The sequence below is a fragment of the Pseudomonas synxantha genome (assembly GCF_900105675.1).
GTDB lineage: Bacteria > Pseudomonadota > Gammaproteobacteria > Pseudomonadales > Pseudomonadaceae > Aquipseudomonas > Aquipseudomonas synxantha.
Map to the genome: position 1 here is coordinate 800,976 of NZ_LT629786.1, position 15,776 is coordinate 816,751.

The window sequence follows — 15,776 nt, forward strand, 5'->3', positions numbered from 1 at the left end:
GTGCGACGTTTCGACTTGCCCCCGATGGCGGCCTGTCGGTGTACATATCCATTGCTGCGGTAACGGTCGCTTATGGTTCCGCTCTTACAGCGGGTCACTTTTGAAAAGCGCAAAAGTAACTAAAACGCTCTTGCCCCACCACTCGGCACCTCGCCCAGGCTCGGTGTGCCCTCACTCCGGCTTGAATCCGTGGGCCGCCGTCATGGGCCATCCCTGGCCCAGGACGGCTAACCCGGCGTCCTGCCGGGTTGCCCACGGATTCAAGCCTGCGTTCGGCCAGCGTGGTTTAACGGGGCGCCTAAGATCAAAAGCAAGATCAAGAGCGGCTCGCTACGCATCGTGGTTACGGTTGGCGGCGGGCTTTTGCTTTTCTGTGGGAGGGGGCTTGCCGGCGAAAGAACTGAGAGCGCCGCGTTCATTCGTGAGCGTGATATCGAGCGGATGGCGGGCTTGGTTGAGCGCCATTTGGGCACCGATTTGTTGCGCAACCTATGTGGGATTTGACAGTGTGTACGCGATCCGAATGTGGGAGGGGGCTTGCCCCCGATGGCGGCCTGTCGGTGTACATATCCATTGCTGCGGTAACGGACACTTATGGTTCTGCTCTTACAGCGGGTCACTTTTGAAAAGCGCAAAAGTAACTAAAACGCTCTTGCCCCACCACTCGGCACCTCGCCCAGGCTCGGTGTGCCCTCACTCCGGCTTGAATCCGTGGGCCGCCGTCATGGGCCATCCCTGGCCCAGCACGGCTAACCCGGCGTCCTGCCGGGTTACCCACGGATCCAAGCCTGCGTTCGGCCAGCGTGGTTTAACGGGGCGCCTAAGATCAAAAGCAAGATCAAGAGCGGCTCGCTGCGCATCGTGGTTACGGTTGGCGGCGGGCTTTTGCTTTTCTGTGGGAGGGGGCTTGCCGGCGAAAGAACTGAGAGCGCCTCGTTCATTCTGGCTTCCGGCTCCATCCATGACTTTTACAGGGCTTATTCCATGCTCCAACTGATCTTGGGCGGCGCACGCTCTGGCAAGAGTCGCCTTGCTGAAAAGCTCGCCAGCGACAGCGGTTTATCCGTCACGTATATCGCCACCAGCCGGCCGCTGGACGGTGAAATGAATCAGCGGATTGCCTTGCATCGTGGGCGTCGTCCGGGCCATTGGGGGTTGATTGAAGAACCCCTTGAGCTGGCGCGGGTACTGGGTGAAAACGCCGCTGCCGACCATTGCCTGTTGGTGGACTGCCTGACGTTATGGCTCACCAATCTTCTGATGCTCGAAGACGCCGATCGCATGGCGTTCGAGCGTGATCAACTGCTGCAAACCCTGGCGTCGCTGCCGGGTGAAATTATTTTTGTCAGCAACGAGACCGGTCTGGGTGTCGTGCCGCTGGGCGAATTGACCCGCCGTTATGTGGATGAAGCCGGTTGGCTGCATCAAGCCTTGGCCGAGCGGTGTCAGCGTGTTGTGTTGACGGTCGCCGGTCTGCCCCTGACTTTGAAAGGTACTGCGTTATGACGGATTCCTGGTGGCTCAAGCCCTGCAAGGCCATCGATGCCTCTGCTTACGAACAGGCGCTGGCGCGCCAGCAGCAGTTGACCAAGCCCGCTGGTTCCCTCGGCCAGTTGGAGGCGCTGGCGGTGCAGTTGGCGGGCTTGCAGGGCCAGGTCAAACCGTCGGTAGATCGACTGTGGATCGCGATTTTTGCGGGCGATCATGGCGTGGTGGCCGAAGGCGTGTCGGCATTTCCCCAGGAGGTGACGGGGCAGATGCTGCATAACTTTGTCACCGGTGGTGCGGCGATCAGTGTATTGGCGCGGCGGTTGGATGCGCAGTTGGAAGTGGTCGACCTCGGTACCGTCACGCCGTCGCTGGATTTGCCCGGCGTGCGTCACCTGAATATCGGCGCGGGCACGGCCAATTTCGTCGATGGCCCGGCGATGACTCAGGCCCAGGGGCAACTGGCCCTGCAAGCCGGACGAGACAGCGTGAGCCGCGCCCTGGACAGCGGCGCGCAGTTGTTTATCGGCGGCGAGATGGGCATCGGTAATACCACTGCGGCCAGCGCCTTGGCCTGTGCCTTGCTGGATTGCCCGGTGAGTGACCTGACAGGCCCGGGCACGGGTTTGAATGCCGCGGGTGTCAGCCACAAGATCGCGGTCATCGAGCGGGCATTGGCGCTGCATGCCGCTCAGCGTGGTGATGCGTTGCAAACGCTGTTCAACCTCGGCGGCTTTGAAATGGCGGCGCTGGTCGGCGCTTATCTGGCCTGTGCCCAAGAAGGTATTGCGGTGCTGGTGGATGGCTTTATCTGCAGCGTTGCCGCCCTGGTGGCGGTGCGCTTGAACCCGGCGTGCCGCCAATGGCTGTTGTTCGGCCATCGGGGCGCCGAGCCGGGCCATCGCCATGTGCTGCACAGCCTGGATGCCCGACCTTTACTGGAGCTGGGCCTGCGCCTGGGCGAGGGCAGTGGCGCGGCGCTGGCGGTGCCGTTGTTGCGCCTGGCGTGTGCACTGCATGGGCAGATGGCAACGTTTGCCGAAGCGGCCGTGGCGGATCGCCCCGCATGACCTTGCACCTGGACCTGCTGCGCCACGGCGAAACCGAGCTGGGCGGCGGCCTGCGTGGCAGCCTGGACGATGCATTGACCGCCAGGGGCTGGGCACAGATGCGCGCCGCAGTGGTTGAGCAGGGGCCGTGGGATCGGCTGATCAGCTCGCCGCTGCAACGCTGTGCCTTGTTTGCCCAAGAGTTGGGGGCACAGCTCGACCTGCCAGTGAGTCTTGAGCCTGATGTGCAAGAACTCCACTTTGGCGCCTGGGAAGGCCAAAGCGCAGCCGCACTGATGGAAACCGACGCCGAAGGGCTGGGGTTGTTCTGGGCTGATCCCTACGCGTTCACGCCGCCGCAAGGCGAGCCGGTCATTGGGTTTTCCGAGCGGGTGCTCGGCGCTGTCTCACGACTGCATCGGGCTTATGCTGGCCAGCGCGTGCTATTGATCAGCCACGGCGGCGTGATGCGCCTGCTATTGGCCCGCGCACGCGGTTTGCCCCGTGAGCAATTGCTGAATGTCGAAGTCGGCCACGGCGCGTTGTTCAGCCTGCGGGTTGGCGCCGACAGCGTCTTGAAGGAAGGAACCTGATGATGCTGGCGTTCTGGATCGCCCTGCAATTTCTCAGTAGCCTGCCGATCCGCTTGCCGGGCATGCCACAGCCCCAGGAGTTGGGCCGCTCGTTGCTGTTTTATCCGCTGGTGGGGCTGCTGTTCGGCGTGTTGCTGTGGGGCCTGAACCTGATGTTGATGGGCGCGCCCTTGTTGCTGCATGCCGCACTGCTATTGGTGGCCTGGGTGCTGCTCAGTGGTGGCCTGCACCTGGATGGCCTGGCGGACAGTGCCGATGCATGGCTGGGTGGCTTTGGTGACCGCGAGCGCACCCTCAGCATCATGAAAGACCCGCGCAGCGGGCCGATTGCGGTGGTCACCCTGGGCCTGGTGTTGCTGCTCAAGTTCAGCGCGTTGGTGGCCCTGATCGAACAGCACAATGGCGCTGCCTTGATCCTGGCGCCGCTGATCGGGCGGGCTTCGATGTTGGCGCTGTTTCTCACCACGCGCTACGTACGTGCAGGAGGATTGGGCCAGGCATTGTCCGATCATTTACCGCGGATTGTCGGCCAACAGGTGCTGATCCTCAGCGGCCTGGCGTGCATCCTGATTGGCGGTTTCAACGGCGGCATCGCGGTGTTGCTGGCGGCGCTGTGCTTCGTGTGGCTGCGTCACTTGATGGTCAAGCGTCTGGGCGGTACCACGGGCGATACGGCTGGCGCGCTCTTGGAGTTGCTCGAAGTCGCTGTACTGGTCGGGCTGGCCCTGTAACCCTTTCTTGCATTTCCTTAACTCCGGGTATATACACGCTCTATGCTTGCCTCCCAATGTTTATGCACCAACCTGCGACGCGCCGCCCGTGGCGTCAGCAGGCATTACGACGGCGCTCTCGACGGCTTCGGGATCAACGTTGCCCAGTATTCTCTGCTGTGTAACTTGCAGCGCCTTGACCAACCGAGCATTTCCAGCCTGGCCGAGGCCATGGGCCTGGACCGTAGCACCTTGGGGCGTAATCTGCGCGTGTTGGAAGGCGAAGGGCTGGTGCAGTTGGTCGAGGGTGACGATCTGCGCAACCGCCTGGTGGTCTTGACCGAAACGGGGCAGGAGCGACTGGCCGCGGCCTTGCCGGCCTGGGAAGCGGCGCAACAGAAACTGATTGATAAGTTGGGCGCCGAAAAGCGCGAAACGTTGTTGGCCTTGCTGGACGAACTCGCCTGAAGCGCGGTTTGTTCGACTATAAGCGGGTATATACCCGCGAGCGGAGAATAAGAAATGACCTCGATGTGGCGCACCAGTGGTTGGATCCTTGTGGGGAGTGCGCTGATCCTCGCGTTGTCCCTGGGCGTACGGCATGGCTTCGGCCTGTTCCTGTCGCCCATGAGCAGCGAATTTGGCTGGGGGCGTGAAACCTTTGCCTTCGCCATTGCCTTGCAGAACCTGATCTGGGGCCTGGCCCAACCGTTTACCGGGGCCTTGGCCGACCGATTCGGCGCGACCAAGGCAGTGTTTTTCGGCGGCGTGTTGTATGCCGCGGGCCTGGTGCTGATGGGCATGTCCGACTCTGCGTGGTCGCTGTCCCTGAGCGCAGGCTTGCTGATTGGTATCGGCCTGTCCGGTACTTCGTTCTCGGTGATTCTTGGTGTGGTCGGCCGCGCCGTAGCCCCGGAAAAACGCAGCATGGCCATGGGCATCGCCAGCGCCGCCGGTTCCTTCGGCCAATTCGCCATGGTCCCCGGCACCCTCGGCTTGATTGGTTGGTTGGGCTGGTCTGCGGCACTGCTGGCGTTGGGCTTGATGGTGGCGTTGATCCTGCCGCTGGTCGCGATGCTCAAGGATCGCCCGCTGCCGGTCACGGTCGGCCAGCAAACCCTGGGCGAAGCTCTCAAGGAAGCCTGCTCTCACTCAGGGTTCTGGCTGTTGTCCTTCGGTTTTTTTGTCTGTGGTTTCCAAGTGGTATTTATCGGTGTGCATTTGCCGGCGTACCTGGTTGACCAGCACCTGCCGGCCACGGTGGGCACCACGGTGCTGGCCTTGATCGGCCTGTTCAACGTGTTCGGCACTTACACGGCCGGGTGGCTGGGCGGGCGCATGTCCAAGCCGCGCTTGCTCACCGGACTGTACCTGTTGCGGGCCGTGGTGATCGTATTGTTCCTGTGGGCGCCGGTCACCGAAGCCACTGCGTATCTGTTTGGCATGGCGATGGGGTTCCTGTGGTTGTCCACCGTCCCCCTGACCAACGGCACCGTCGCGACCTTGTTTGGTGTACGCAACCTCTCAATGCTCGGTGGGATCGTGTTCCTGTTCCACCAACTCGGCTCATTCCTCGGTGGTTGGCTGGGCGGGGTGGTCTATGATCGTACCGGAAGCTACGATTTGATCTGGCAGGTGGCGATTCTGCTCAGCCTGCTCGCTGCGGCCCTGAACTGGCCGGTGCGTGAGCGACCGGTGGCGCGTGTGCAGGCGCAGATGGAGGCGGCATGAGGGTAGCGGTGCGCTTGATGGTGATGGCGGCAGGGTTGCTCCTGTTGCTACTGGCCTGGTGGGGCTGGCAGCAAGGCGGCCTGGCGTTGATGCAACTGGGCATGGCGATCTGTTAACTTCAATGCCTGAACTGACTCAAGGAATGTCGACATGCTGATGCGCTGGCTCGCTGTACCCGTCCTCATGGCTGTTGGCAGCTTGGCCATGGCTGCCGACTGCCCGCCGCTCTTGGAGGGCCAACTGCCCAAGCTGCGGGCCAAGGAGTCCATTGACCTGTGCCAGCGCTTTGCCGGCAAGCCCCTCGTTATCGTAAATACGGCGAGTTTTTGCGGGTTCGCACCGCAATTCAAAGGCCTTGAAGCGTTATACCAGCGCTACAAGGACCAAGGTCTGGAAGTGATTGGCGTGCCGTCCGATGACTTCAAGCAGGAAGCCAAGACCGGGGAGGAGACTGCCAAGGTCTGCTACGTGAACTACGGCGTGACCTTCACCATGACCGAGCCGCAGAAAGTCAGGGGGCCGGATGCAGTGCACCTGTTCAAGCTGCTGGCGCAGCAGAGCAGTGCGCCGAAGTGGAATTTCTATAAATACGTGGTGGATCGCCAGGGCAAGGTGATTGCCAACTTTTCCAGTGTGACCAAGCCGGACAGCCCGGACCTGATCAAGGCGGTGGAAGAGGCATTGGCGTCCAAACCCTGAACCGCGACCAATGAAAAGCCCCGCCTCCTGTGCAGGAGAGCGGGGCTTTTTTATACCGCCGAGAATCAGAAGCGGTAGGTCATGCCCAGGCCGAAACCGTTGGCACTGTTTTCATACTTGGCGTTGTAGCTGGCCAATGCGTTGGAACGCGAAACCTTGACGTCTTCTTCCTTCAGGTAGGAGTAGGCCAGGTCGACGGTCATGTTCGGCATGACCTCGTAGCCCAGGCCCAGGCTGAAGATCGTACGGTCGCCGGTCGGGATACGTGGCGAACGATCCGTATTGTTGGTCGGCGATTGGTCGAAGGTCAGGCCGGTACGCAGCACCACTTGTTTGGTGAGCTGGTACGACGTACCCACGGCATAAGCCCAGGTATCGTGCCAGTTCTGGTCTTCCTTGATGGTGCCGACCAGGGTAGGGGCGAGTATGCCGCCGGAAGCACCGCCGACGACCCCCTCGTTCTTGACGGTGATGTCTTTCAAGCGGCTCCAGCGTGTCCAGGTTGCACCCGCATAGAGTTTCCAGGCGTCGGTCAGGTCTTGAGTGACCGACAGGTCGTAGGACTCAGGCGTATCGATCTTCAGCGAGGCATCGTAGCGGTTGCTGCGCAGGGCGCCAGCGGTCGCAGCCGGGCCACTGACTTCGGTGTGGCCGTCCAGCTTGTAGCTGACCTTGGAGTGATAGGTCAGGCCGACGCGGGTGGTATCAGTGGCTTGTACCAGCACGCCGATATTGAAGCCCAACGCTGTGTCGTCGCCCTTGATCTTGATGTTGGTGTCTGGCGCACGAGCGTTCAGCGTCAGGTCCGATTCCAGGGTGCCGGCGATGCGGTTGATGGTCGGGCCAAAACCGACGGAAACGCGGTCGTTGAAGGCGTAGCTGACCGTCGGCTGGAAGGTGATGACTTTTACTTCGCTTTTGCTGCCAAAGCCGCGGCCTTGGAAACCGCTTTCGTAATCAGTCACCAACCCGAACGGTGCATAGACGCCGAAACCGACGGACCATTGATCATTGAGTTTATTGGTGTAGAAACCGAAAGGGACGGCTGTGAAAGGCACCATGTCGCCTTTGTTGCTGCCGCGGGAGCGGCCGCTGACGTCGCTGATATCAGTGGAGGCATCAATGGCTGCAACACCGCCGGTGATCTGTTGACCTTCCAGGCGTGCCATACCGGCAGGGTTACCGAACACAGTGCTTGCATCATCGGCAGAGGACGAGCGACCTGCGAAACCGGTACCCATCCCGCTGACGCTCTGTTCGTTCAGGGCAAAGCCGCTGGCGAACAGTTGGGAGGATGCCATGGCAACGGCGAGGCTAAGTGTGGTCTTGAGCATTACTTTTTTCATTATTAGAACTCCGTGGTGATCACCGCTGCGGAAAGTATCAATAAATTTCGCATCGCGCTATAGGCTGTAATGCGGGAGATAGAGCGGTTTTGTAGGACAATCCGACCAGAATTCAGGGTTTTTGGCGAATCTTGCATTTTGCCCGGTCAGCACGCCACCTGTTTTATGGGGCAGGCGCAGGTTTGCCACGCTTGAGTGAAATCCCGCAGTCGACCTTGCGGATGAAAAATTTCTTTCCAGATACGCGCCATGGCCAGCACATCGCCGGGCGCAGGCAGGGTGTAGCGACGCTGTTCCACCAACAGCCAAGCGATGGCCGTGGCGTAGCGCAGATTTACCGTCAGTTCCAACTGAGGTGCACTGAGGAAGGCATGTTGGCTGGCTAGTCCGCGTACCAGGCTCGCCCGCTCGGGGTCCAGTGCAAGATAATCATCCCAGAGGGCGCGGTGGCGCGGTTCGGTGATGCTGTAGAGGCCATGGCCGCGTCGATCATGCAAGGCCGAGCCCAGTTCCGATTGACTGGCAGCAATGCCCAGTAGCAGGGATTCGGCTGCAGGGTCATGGCGGCCGAGGTACATCAACGTCGGCCTGATCACATAACGACACAATTCGCTGGCGGCAATACCCATACAAGCCTCAGTCCAATAAAAGGGTGGACGAGCCTGAGAAGGGAGGGCTTGGCAGCGGTGAATCGGATCTCAGGCCCGTCGCAAGCGGATCATGCCGCTCGAGTTGAAGTGTAGTGTCATATTCATGATGTAAAAGACTGTTTTTAAAACATCTTCTTCATTTAGTTATAAGGTTTATATCTGTTCGGACTTAATACGAAGGCTGCCAAGTCGAATTTCGGGCAATAAAAAACCCTGTGTTTCAAACAGGGTTTTTTGTGTTTCAGCGACTCGGGTCGATCAGGCAGTCAGTGCCTGACGGGTACGCTCGATCACGGCCTGCAGCGGTTCTGCGCTGGAGTATTGATCGGGGTACAGGCGTTCGCTGTGACGTGCGATGCCGTGCTCGTTGACCAGGGTGAAGCTGAAGCAGCCTTTGCGAGCGGCCATGATCAGGCAGTTCATTGGGGCAAAAGCGTTAGTGAGGGTGCGAATGGCATCCTGAGTGTGGATTTGAGCGTTCATATTATTGGTGTTCCTACAAATGACACGGATAAGAACCGTGCAACGTTAAAACGTTCCAGTAACGCTGATCACCATTGATCGAGCGAAGAACCTGACTGGAACAAAGCAGCCAGTTTGAAGCGCTGATAAATTAGGCGCGCTTGGGCTGGCAGGTAGGTACTTAGGAGGGCAGGCAACACAACAGGGGCAAAGGTTCTGGGCCCAGGGTGAAGATCCTGATCAATTTGCAGGTTGGTTCGGTCAGAGTATTGAGACTTCGCGACACCCTTTGCTTGTTCAAAGGCTGTGTCGTCGCAAGGAATACCTGGAAACCATCGAGGTGGTCGATCCCGTGTTTTGCAAGGGACTGGTCGACCAGAATTGACTTTCAGCTTGGTACTAACGCCGCGGATAGTAACGGGTTGAACCAGGGAAGGCAAGCGCGTCAGCAAAAAACTTCAATCAGCCGCCAAGCAGCCAGCGATAGATCAATACCGTCGCCGATGCGGCGAGGGCGCAACCGAGTCCATAGGCGGCGAGGGTCAAGCGCAAGGATCGGCCAGCCTCGAACACCTGAGGCAGTGTGGCGAGCCGCAAGAGATTTGAAAAGTCCTGGTTGCGTCACGCCAGTAACATGTTTAAGGCGTGTTGAATCAAAAAATGCCGACGATATAACCAGCAAGCAGCTACTTGTGCACATGGGTTGCCGGATGTGTAACCCTGCTGTCACTTGCCCGGAAACGCGCCCATTTGCCTGCATTCAAAATTTAAGTCAATGAAAAATCTCGCTTTTTTTTATTGGTGAAAAAATCGTCAGTTTGACTGCGGCCCCCATTCCGTGGGCCTTTGCGCCCGTTCAAGGGGGGTTGTCCACTGAGTTATCCACAGCTTCTGTGGATTGTCCCGAGCGCTTGCTCTAGAACGGGCGTGCCGGGTTTTTTCAGCTTTACCTGTACGAAAAAAAGAGTAGAGTGGCGCGCCTTCCGTTCTGTCCCACAGTGCTTTATGAAGTTTCGCTCAGTATCACCTTCTGTTACCGACACTCCTCAAACTGTTACCGCTCCCAAGCGTTTCTCCTTGAAGGTCGCTTTGTGGCTGCTCGATAGCCCTCGCCTGGGGCAAAGTACCAACATCAAACACTTCGCTGGACGCTTGCTCAAACAGCCCGCCCGGGAAGGGGTAGTGGCCGCGCAGAGCCGGCTGGGCCAACTGATGTGTCGGGAATGCGGGAACGCCCGCGACCGCCGTATAGGCTACGACCTGCTGCGCTCGGCCGCCCGCGCCGGCGACCGGCGCGCCCAGCGCGAACTGGGGCAGGTCGAAGACTGAGCTGTCCTCCAGCCCTGCGCTTGGTTACCCTTGTTTTTTTTCGGTGATGGCAGAAATGGCTATGGTTGTTGACTGGACCAGTATCGCCTTGGGACTTGTTGGCGCAGCAGTACCTTTGTTGGCGCTGTGCTGGCAACTCCAGCGACGTCTGAGCGCACGGGCCACCGGCTGGGAACTGCTGGAAGAGCGCCTGGCGACCGCGCAACTGGCCCAGGAGGGGCTCGCTGCCCAGTTGGACGCCAGTCGCGATGAGATCAGTGACCTGAGCCATGCCAATGCCGCCAAGCAGGCCGACCTGGCTGCCTTGCGCCGCGAAGTCGAGCTGTTGCAGATCGACCGTGATAACGCCCGCGATGCCGCCCACGCCTGGAACCTCGACCGCAGTGCCAAGGAAACCGAGCTGCGGCGTCTCGACGCGCTAGCCGCGGCCCTGAGCGCGGAACTGCGCGAGCAACAAGACAGCCATCAACAACGCCTCACTGACCTGCAAGGCTCACGGGATGAGCTGCGTGCGCAGTTCGCCGAGCTGGCCGGCAAAATCTTCGATGAGCGTGAGCAGCGCTTTGCCGAAACCAGCCAGGAACGCCTGGGCCAACTGCTCGATCCGCTCAAGGAGCGCATCCAGTCGTTCGAGAAGCGAGTCGAAGAAAGCTACCAGAACGAAGCCCGCGAGCGTTTTTCCCTGGCCAAGGAGCTGGAGCGCTTGCAGCAACTGAACTTGCGCCTGTCGGATGAAGCCACCAACCTGACCCGGGCCCTCAAGGGCCAGAAAACCCAGGGCAACTGGGGTGAGCTGATCCTTGAGCGGGTGCTGGAGCACGCGGGCCTGGAGAAAGGCCGTGAATACCAGACCCAGGTCAGCCTCAAAGGCCCGGATGGCGAGCGTTTCCAGCCGGACGTACTGATCATGTTGCCGGGCGACAAGCAGGTGGTGGTCGACTCCAAGGTCAGCTTGACCGCCTATCAACAATACGTCGCGGCGGATGACGATGTAATCGGCCAGGCGGCCTTGAAGCAACATGTACTGTCCCTGCGCAATCACGTCAAAGGTTTGGCCGGCAAGGATTACAAGCGCCTCGAAGGTTTGCACAGCCTGGACTTTGTCCTGCTGTTCGTGCCGATCGAAGCGGCTTTTTCCGCGGCATTGCAGGCCGAGCCCAACCTGTTCCAGGAGGCCTTTGACCGCCATATCGTGATTGTCAGCCCGACCACCTTGCTCGCCACCCTGCGGGTGATCGACAGCCTGTGGAAACAGGAGCGCCAGAGCCAGAATGCCCGTGAAATTGCCGAGCGTGCCGGGTGGCTGTACGACAAGTTCGTGCTGTTTATCCAGGATCTGGACGAGGTGGGCAATCGGTTGCAACAGTTGGACAAGGCTTACAGCGCGGCGCGAAACAAACTGACAGATGGACGCGGGAATCTGGTCAGTCGTACCGAGCAACTAAGGCTGCTCGGTGCCCGTGCCAGTAAGAGCCTGCCGGCGGATCTGCTGGAACGGGCGATGACAGATTCGGATGGCGTAGCGCATCTCCCCGAATAAACACAGGGCCAAATGTGGGAGGGGGCAAGCCCCCGATAGCAGAGTATCAGTCACCCAATGTGTTGGCTGATACACCGCTATCGGGGCATGGGTATCTACACAACTTTGGTACGCCGCTGCTCCTCTGCAAGGGAGCTTGCTGCCTGGCAACTTATAGCTATCTAACTGATGCACCGCGATCCAAATGTGGGAGGGGGCTTGCCCCCGATGGCGGCCTGACAGCCGACCAGAATGTTGGATCAGACCGAGTACATATCCATTGCTGCGGTAACGACCACTATTGGTTCCGCTTTTACAGCGGGTCACTTTTGAAAAGCGCAAAAGTAACCCAAACGCTCTTGCCCCACCACTCGGCACCTCGCCCAGGCTCGGTGTGCCCGTAATCCGCCATGGATTTGGGGGCCGCCGCCACGCGCCCTCCCTGGCGCGGGGCGGCTAAACCGGCATCCCTGCCGGTTTACCCCCCAAATCCCTGTCGAATTCCGGCCAGCGTGGTTTAACGGGGCGCCTAAGATCAAGAGCGGCTCGCTGCGCATCGTGGTTACCGGCGGTCGCTACATCAAAGATGTGTTGATACCCATGGCTATCGGGGGCAAGCCCCCTCCCACATTTTGACCGAGTACAAGCCATTTACAGAGGCAGATGCCTACTCAACAGAGCCCGCAACGCCGCCGGCTTCACCGGCTTGGCCAGGTAATCCAACCCCGCACCATGCACCTCGGCGACCATCTCCGGGCGCCCGTCGGCGCTGATCACCACACCGGGAATCGGCTCGGCCAATTGCGCCCGTAGCCAGCCCATCAGCTCGGTGCCGGTTTCGCCATGGTCCAGGTGGTAATCCACCAGTGCCAGTTGCGGGCGCATGCCGTCGGCCAGCAGTGCCGCACATTGGGCCTGATTGGCTGCGGTCCAGACTTCGCAGCCCCAGCGCGTGAGCAGGCTGCGCATGCCGATCAGGATACTCTCCTCGTTATCCACACACAGCACCCGGGCGCCGCTCAAAGGCAGCCCGTTTTCCGCCGGCGCCTTGGGTTGCGGGCTGGCCTGGTTGCGCGCCAGCGGCACGCACACGCTGAAGACGCTGCCTTTGCCTGGCCAGGAGCGCACGCTCAGGCGGTGGCCCAGCACGCGGCACAAGCCGTCGGCAATCGCCAGGCCCAGGCCAAGGCCCTTTTCGGCGCGGGTCTGGTGGCTGTCCAGGCGCTTGAACTCTTCAAAGATCACCTTTTGTTTATCCAACGGAATACCCGGGCCGCGATCCCAGACTTCCAGGCACAGTTCGCCTTGGCGTCGACGTACGCCAAGTAACACTGGGCCGTCGGCATAACGGAAGGCATTGGTCAGGAAGTTCTGCAGGATCCGCCGTAGCAACTTGATGTCGCTGTCTACCCGCAAGCGACTGCCGCGCCAACGGAAGCGCAAGCCTTGCTCATGGGCCAGCGCCTTGAACTCAGCGCCCAGGGTGTCGAACAGCTCATTGAGTACAAAGGGCTGGCGTTGTGGATTGATCTTGCCGTTTTCCAGGCGGGAGATATCCAACAGGTCGCTGATCAGGTCTTCGGCCGAGCGCAACGAGCTGTCCAGGTGCTGCACCAGCTGCCGTGCCTCGCTGGACAGGCCGTCGTGCTGATGGGAGAGGGCGGCGGAGAACAGCCGTGCGGCGTTCAGCGGTTGCATCAGATCGTGGCTCACCGCCGCCAGGAATCGCGTCTTCGATTGGCTGGCGGACTCGGCCACGCCCTTGGCGTCGGTGAGGGCCACGTTGAGCTGCGACAGTTCATGGGTGCGTTCGGTGACCCGCTGCTCCAGGCCCTCGTTGGCCTCGGTCAGCGCTTGTTCGGCTTCGCGAAACGCGGTGATGTCGGTGAAACTCATGACAAAGCCGCCGCCGGGCATCGGGTTGCCGATCAGCTCGATTACCCGACCATTGGGAAACAGGCGCTCGGATGTGTGCGCACGGCCCTGGCGCATCCAATGCAGGCGGCGCGCCACGTGCACCTCTGCCTCGCCAGGCCCGCACAAGCCGCGCTCGGCGTTGTAGCGAATAATGTCGGCAATCGGCCGGCCGACGCTGATCAGGCCGTCCGGGTAGTTGAACAGCTCCAGGTAGCGCCGGTTCCAGGCCACCAGTTTGAGGGACTGGTCCACCACGCTGATGCCCTGGGTGATGTTCTCGATGGCGCCTTGCAGCAGGGCACGGTTGAACTGCAGCACCTCGGAGGCCTCGTCGGCGATTCGTACGACGTCCTCCAGCTGCATTTCCCGCCCTTCAATCGCCGCTTTCACCACGGCTCGCGTCGAAGAGGCACCCAGTACACCCGCCAGCAAGCGTTCGGTGTGGGCAATCCAATCGTTATCGGCATTCTGGTTGGGGTTGAAGCCTTTGCCCTGGCGATAGGCAAAGCGAATAAAGCTCTGCTGGGCACGTTCTTCGCCGACAAAGCGTGCCGCCAGGCTGAGCAGGTCGCTGATCTGCACCGACAACATGGACCGGGCATTGGCGCGCTGGCTGATTTCCTGGCCGATAAAACGCCCGGCCTGCCAGTGCTCGGACACCCGTGTGCGTGACAGCATTGACACCCACACGAACAAGGTGAAGTTACCCGCCAGGGAAAATACGGTGCCTAAGGTCAGCGATGTCACCGACAGCCCGAACGGGTGGGAATGCATCCAGGTCAGGCCGGGGAAAAGGCTGAGCGACCAACCCAGGCTTTTCGCGGTAACTGGCAGGACCAAGGTGTAGAACCACAGGAATGTACCCACGGCCAAGCCGGCAAAGACGCCCCGGCGGTTGGCCTGCTTCCAGTAGAGTGCGCCGAGCATTGCCGGGGCCAGTTGGGTCACGGCGGCAAAGGCGATCTGGCCGATGGTAGCCAGGCTGGCGGTAGAACCCAGCAGGCGGTAGCTCACATACGCCAGCAACAGGATAATCACAATGCTCACCCGGCGTACCGAGAGCATCCAGTGGCGGAATACTTCAAATGGCCGCTCGGCGCTGGAGCGCCGTAACAGCCAGGGCAGCAGCATGTCGTTGGAAACCATGGTCGACAAGGCGATGCTGGCCACGATCACCATGCCGGTGGCGGCCGAGGCACCGCCAATGAACGCCAGCACAGCGAGAGCTGGATGGGCCTGGGCCATTGGCAGGCTGATCACATAGGAGTCTGGCAGCACCGAGCCAGGCAGCAGCATCTTGCCACCGAGGGCGATAGGCACCACGAACAGTGCAGCCAGGATCAAGTAGGCCGGGAACACCCATTTGGCCAGGCGCAGATCCTGGGGGTCGATGTTTTCAACCACGGTCACATGGAATTGCCGTGGCAGACAGATAATCGCCATCATGGCGACGCCGGTCTGTACCACCATAGAGGGCCAATTGATGGTCTCTTTCCAGTATTCCTCCAGGCGTGGCGCGAGCATCGCCTGGCTGAACAGGTCGCCGAAACCGTCGTACAAGCCGTAGGTGACAAACGCACCGACGGCAAGAAAAGCAAACAGCTTGACCAGGGACTCAAACGCAATCGCCAGCACCATGCCGCGATGGTGTTCGGTGGCGTCGAGGTTGCGCGTACCAAACACAATGGTAAACAGCGCCAACACCAGGGACACGATCAAAGCCGTGTCCTGGGCCCGGGTGCCGGTGGTGTCGGGGCCGGCGCCGATCAATAGGTTCACCCCGAGTACGATGCCTTTGAGTTGCAACGCGATATAGGGCAGCACGCCGACCAGGCAGATCAACGCCACCACCACCGCCAGGGACTGGGATTTGCCGTAGCGGGCGGCGATAAAGTCGGCAATCGAGGTGATGTTTTCCTGCTTGCTGATCAGGATCATCTTCTGCAGCACCCAGGGTGCCAACACCAGCAGCAGCACCGGTCCCAGATAGATCGGTAAAAATGCCCACAACTGTTCGGCGGCCTGGCCTACAGCGCCAAAGAAAGTCCAGCTGGTGCAGTACACGGCCAGCGACAAACTGTAGACCCACGCACGCACACGCGGTGGCAGCGGCGCATGGCGGCGGTCACCGTAAAAGGCAATGGCAAACATAATGGCCATATAGGCCAGGGCAACGGCGGCAATCAGCCCGCTGGACAGCGTCATGGTAACTCCGAGCATAAGAACACCCAGGCACTCCAGGCCCGGTTGGACAGTCTCGCATGATGCCTGGGGTTAGTCAGT

The 15,776-nt window shown here is 60.4% G+C and carries 14 protein-coding genes; 9 read left to right on the top strand and 5 right to left on the bottom strand.

The window, feature by feature from the left end:
- Window positions 1–984: 984 nt before the first annotated feature.
- The 7 genes from cobU to BLU48_RS03880 all read left to right on the top strand — a co-directional run bounded on the left by cobU (window position 985) and on the right by BLU48_RS03880 (window position 6,270).
- Entirely contained in the window at window positions 985–1,506 is a 522-nt protein-coding gene (cobU, locus tag BLU48_RS03850; protein WP_057023058.1) for a bifunctional adenosylcobinamide kinase/adenosylcobinamide-phosphate guanylyltransferase, read from the top strand.
- Window positions 1,503–2,558 carry a nicotinate-nucleotide--dimethylbenzimidazole phosphoribosyltransferase gene (cobT, locus tag BLU48_RS03855; protein ID WP_057023057.1) on the top strand — a complete coding sequence of 352 codons (1,056 nt, stop codon included), beginning with the start codon at window positions 1,503–1,505 and terminating at the stop codon, window positions 2,556–2,558. Before cobU ends, cobT begins: the two co-directional genes overlap by 4 nt.
- Entirely contained in the window at window positions 2,555–3,130 is a 576-nt protein-coding gene (cobC, locus tag BLU48_RS03860; RefSeq protein WP_057023056.1) for an alpha-ribazole phosphatase family protein, read from the top strand. Before cobT ends, cobC begins: the two co-directional genes overlap by 4 nt.
- A gap of 2 nt (window positions 3,131–3,132) precedes the next feature.
- Entirely contained in the window at window positions 3,133–3,861 is a 729-nt protein-coding gene (locus BLU48_RS03865) for an adenosylcobinamide-GDP ribazoletransferase (protein WP_057023162.1), read from the top strand.
- 42 nt (window positions 3,862–3,903) lie between these two features.
- A complete protein-coding gene (locus tag BLU48_RS03870; protein ID WP_046071758.1) occupies window positions 3,904–4,308 on the top strand; it encodes a MarR family winged helix-turn-helix transcriptional regulator in 405 nt (134 codons plus the stop codon).
- A gap of 63 nt (window positions 4,309–4,371) precedes the next feature.
- Window positions 4,372–5,571: an MFS transporter gene (locus tag BLU48_RS03875; protein WP_164484856.1), complete on the top strand. Its 1,200-nt coding sequence runs from the start codon at window positions 4,372–4,374 to the stop codon at window positions 5,569–5,571.
- Between the two features lie 150 nt (window positions 5,572–5,721).
- Window positions 5,722–6,270, top strand: coding sequence for a glutathione peroxidase (locus BLU48_RS03880; RefSeq protein WP_046071760.1), 549 nt, complete (start codon window positions 5,722–5,724; stop codon window positions 6,268–6,270).
- A 65-nt stretch (window positions 6,271–6,335) separates the two neighbouring features.
- Here the strand turns inward: BLU48_RS03880 and BLU48_RS03885 are convergent, their stop codons facing one another.
- From BLU48_RS03885 to BLU48_RS32490, 4 genes are all read right to left on the bottom strand, one after another.
- A complete protein-coding gene (locus tag BLU48_RS03885; RefSeq protein ID WP_057023054.1) occupies window positions 6,336–7,616 on the bottom strand; it encodes an OmpP1/FadL family transporter in 1,281 nt (426 codons plus the stop codon).
- Between the two features lie 146 nt (window positions 7,617–7,762).
- Window positions 7,763–8,245: a hypothetical protein gene (locus tag BLU48_RS03890; RefSeq protein WP_057023053.1), complete on the bottom strand. Its 483-nt coding sequence runs from the start codon at window positions 8,243–8,245 to the stop codon at window positions 7,763–7,765.
- Window positions 8,246–8,524: 279 nt separating this feature from the next.
- Window positions 8,525–8,749, bottom strand: a complete 225-nt coding sequence (locus BLU48_RS03895) for a hypothetical protein (RefSeq protein ID WP_005790139.1) — start codon at window positions 8,747–8,749, stop codon at window positions 8,525–8,527.
- A 441-nt stretch (window positions 8,750–9,190) separates the two neighbouring features.
- Entirely contained in the window at window positions 9,191–9,325 is a 135-nt protein-coding gene (locus tag BLU48_RS32490; RefSeq protein WP_255320398.1) for a hypothetical protein, read from the bottom strand.
- A 408-nt stretch (window positions 9,326–9,733) separates the two neighbouring features.
- Between BLU48_RS32490 and BLU48_RS03905 the strand changes: the two genes are divergently transcribed.
- Window positions 9,734–10,057 carry an SEL1-like repeat protein gene (locus BLU48_RS03905; RefSeq protein WP_057023052.1) on the top strand — a complete coding sequence of 108 codons (324 nt, stop codon included), beginning with the start codon at window positions 9,734–9,736 and terminating at the stop codon, window positions 10,055–10,057.
- A gap of 175 nt (window positions 10,058–10,232) precedes the next feature.
- Window positions 10,233–11,597, top strand: a complete 1,365-nt coding sequence (locus tag BLU48_RS03910) for a DNA recombination protein RmuC (RefSeq protein WP_172833439.1) — start codon at window positions 10,233–10,235, stop codon at window positions 11,595–11,597.
- A gap of 630 nt (window positions 11,598–12,227) precedes the next feature.
- Here BLU48_RS03910 and BLU48_RS03915 read toward each other — a convergent pair.
- Window positions 12,228–15,698, bottom strand: coding sequence for a hybrid sensor histidine kinase/response regulator (locus tag BLU48_RS03915; protein WP_057023051.1), 3,471 nt, complete (start codon window positions 15,696–15,698; stop codon window positions 12,228–12,230).
- Between the last annotated feature and the right edge of the window lie 78 nt (window positions 15,699–15,776).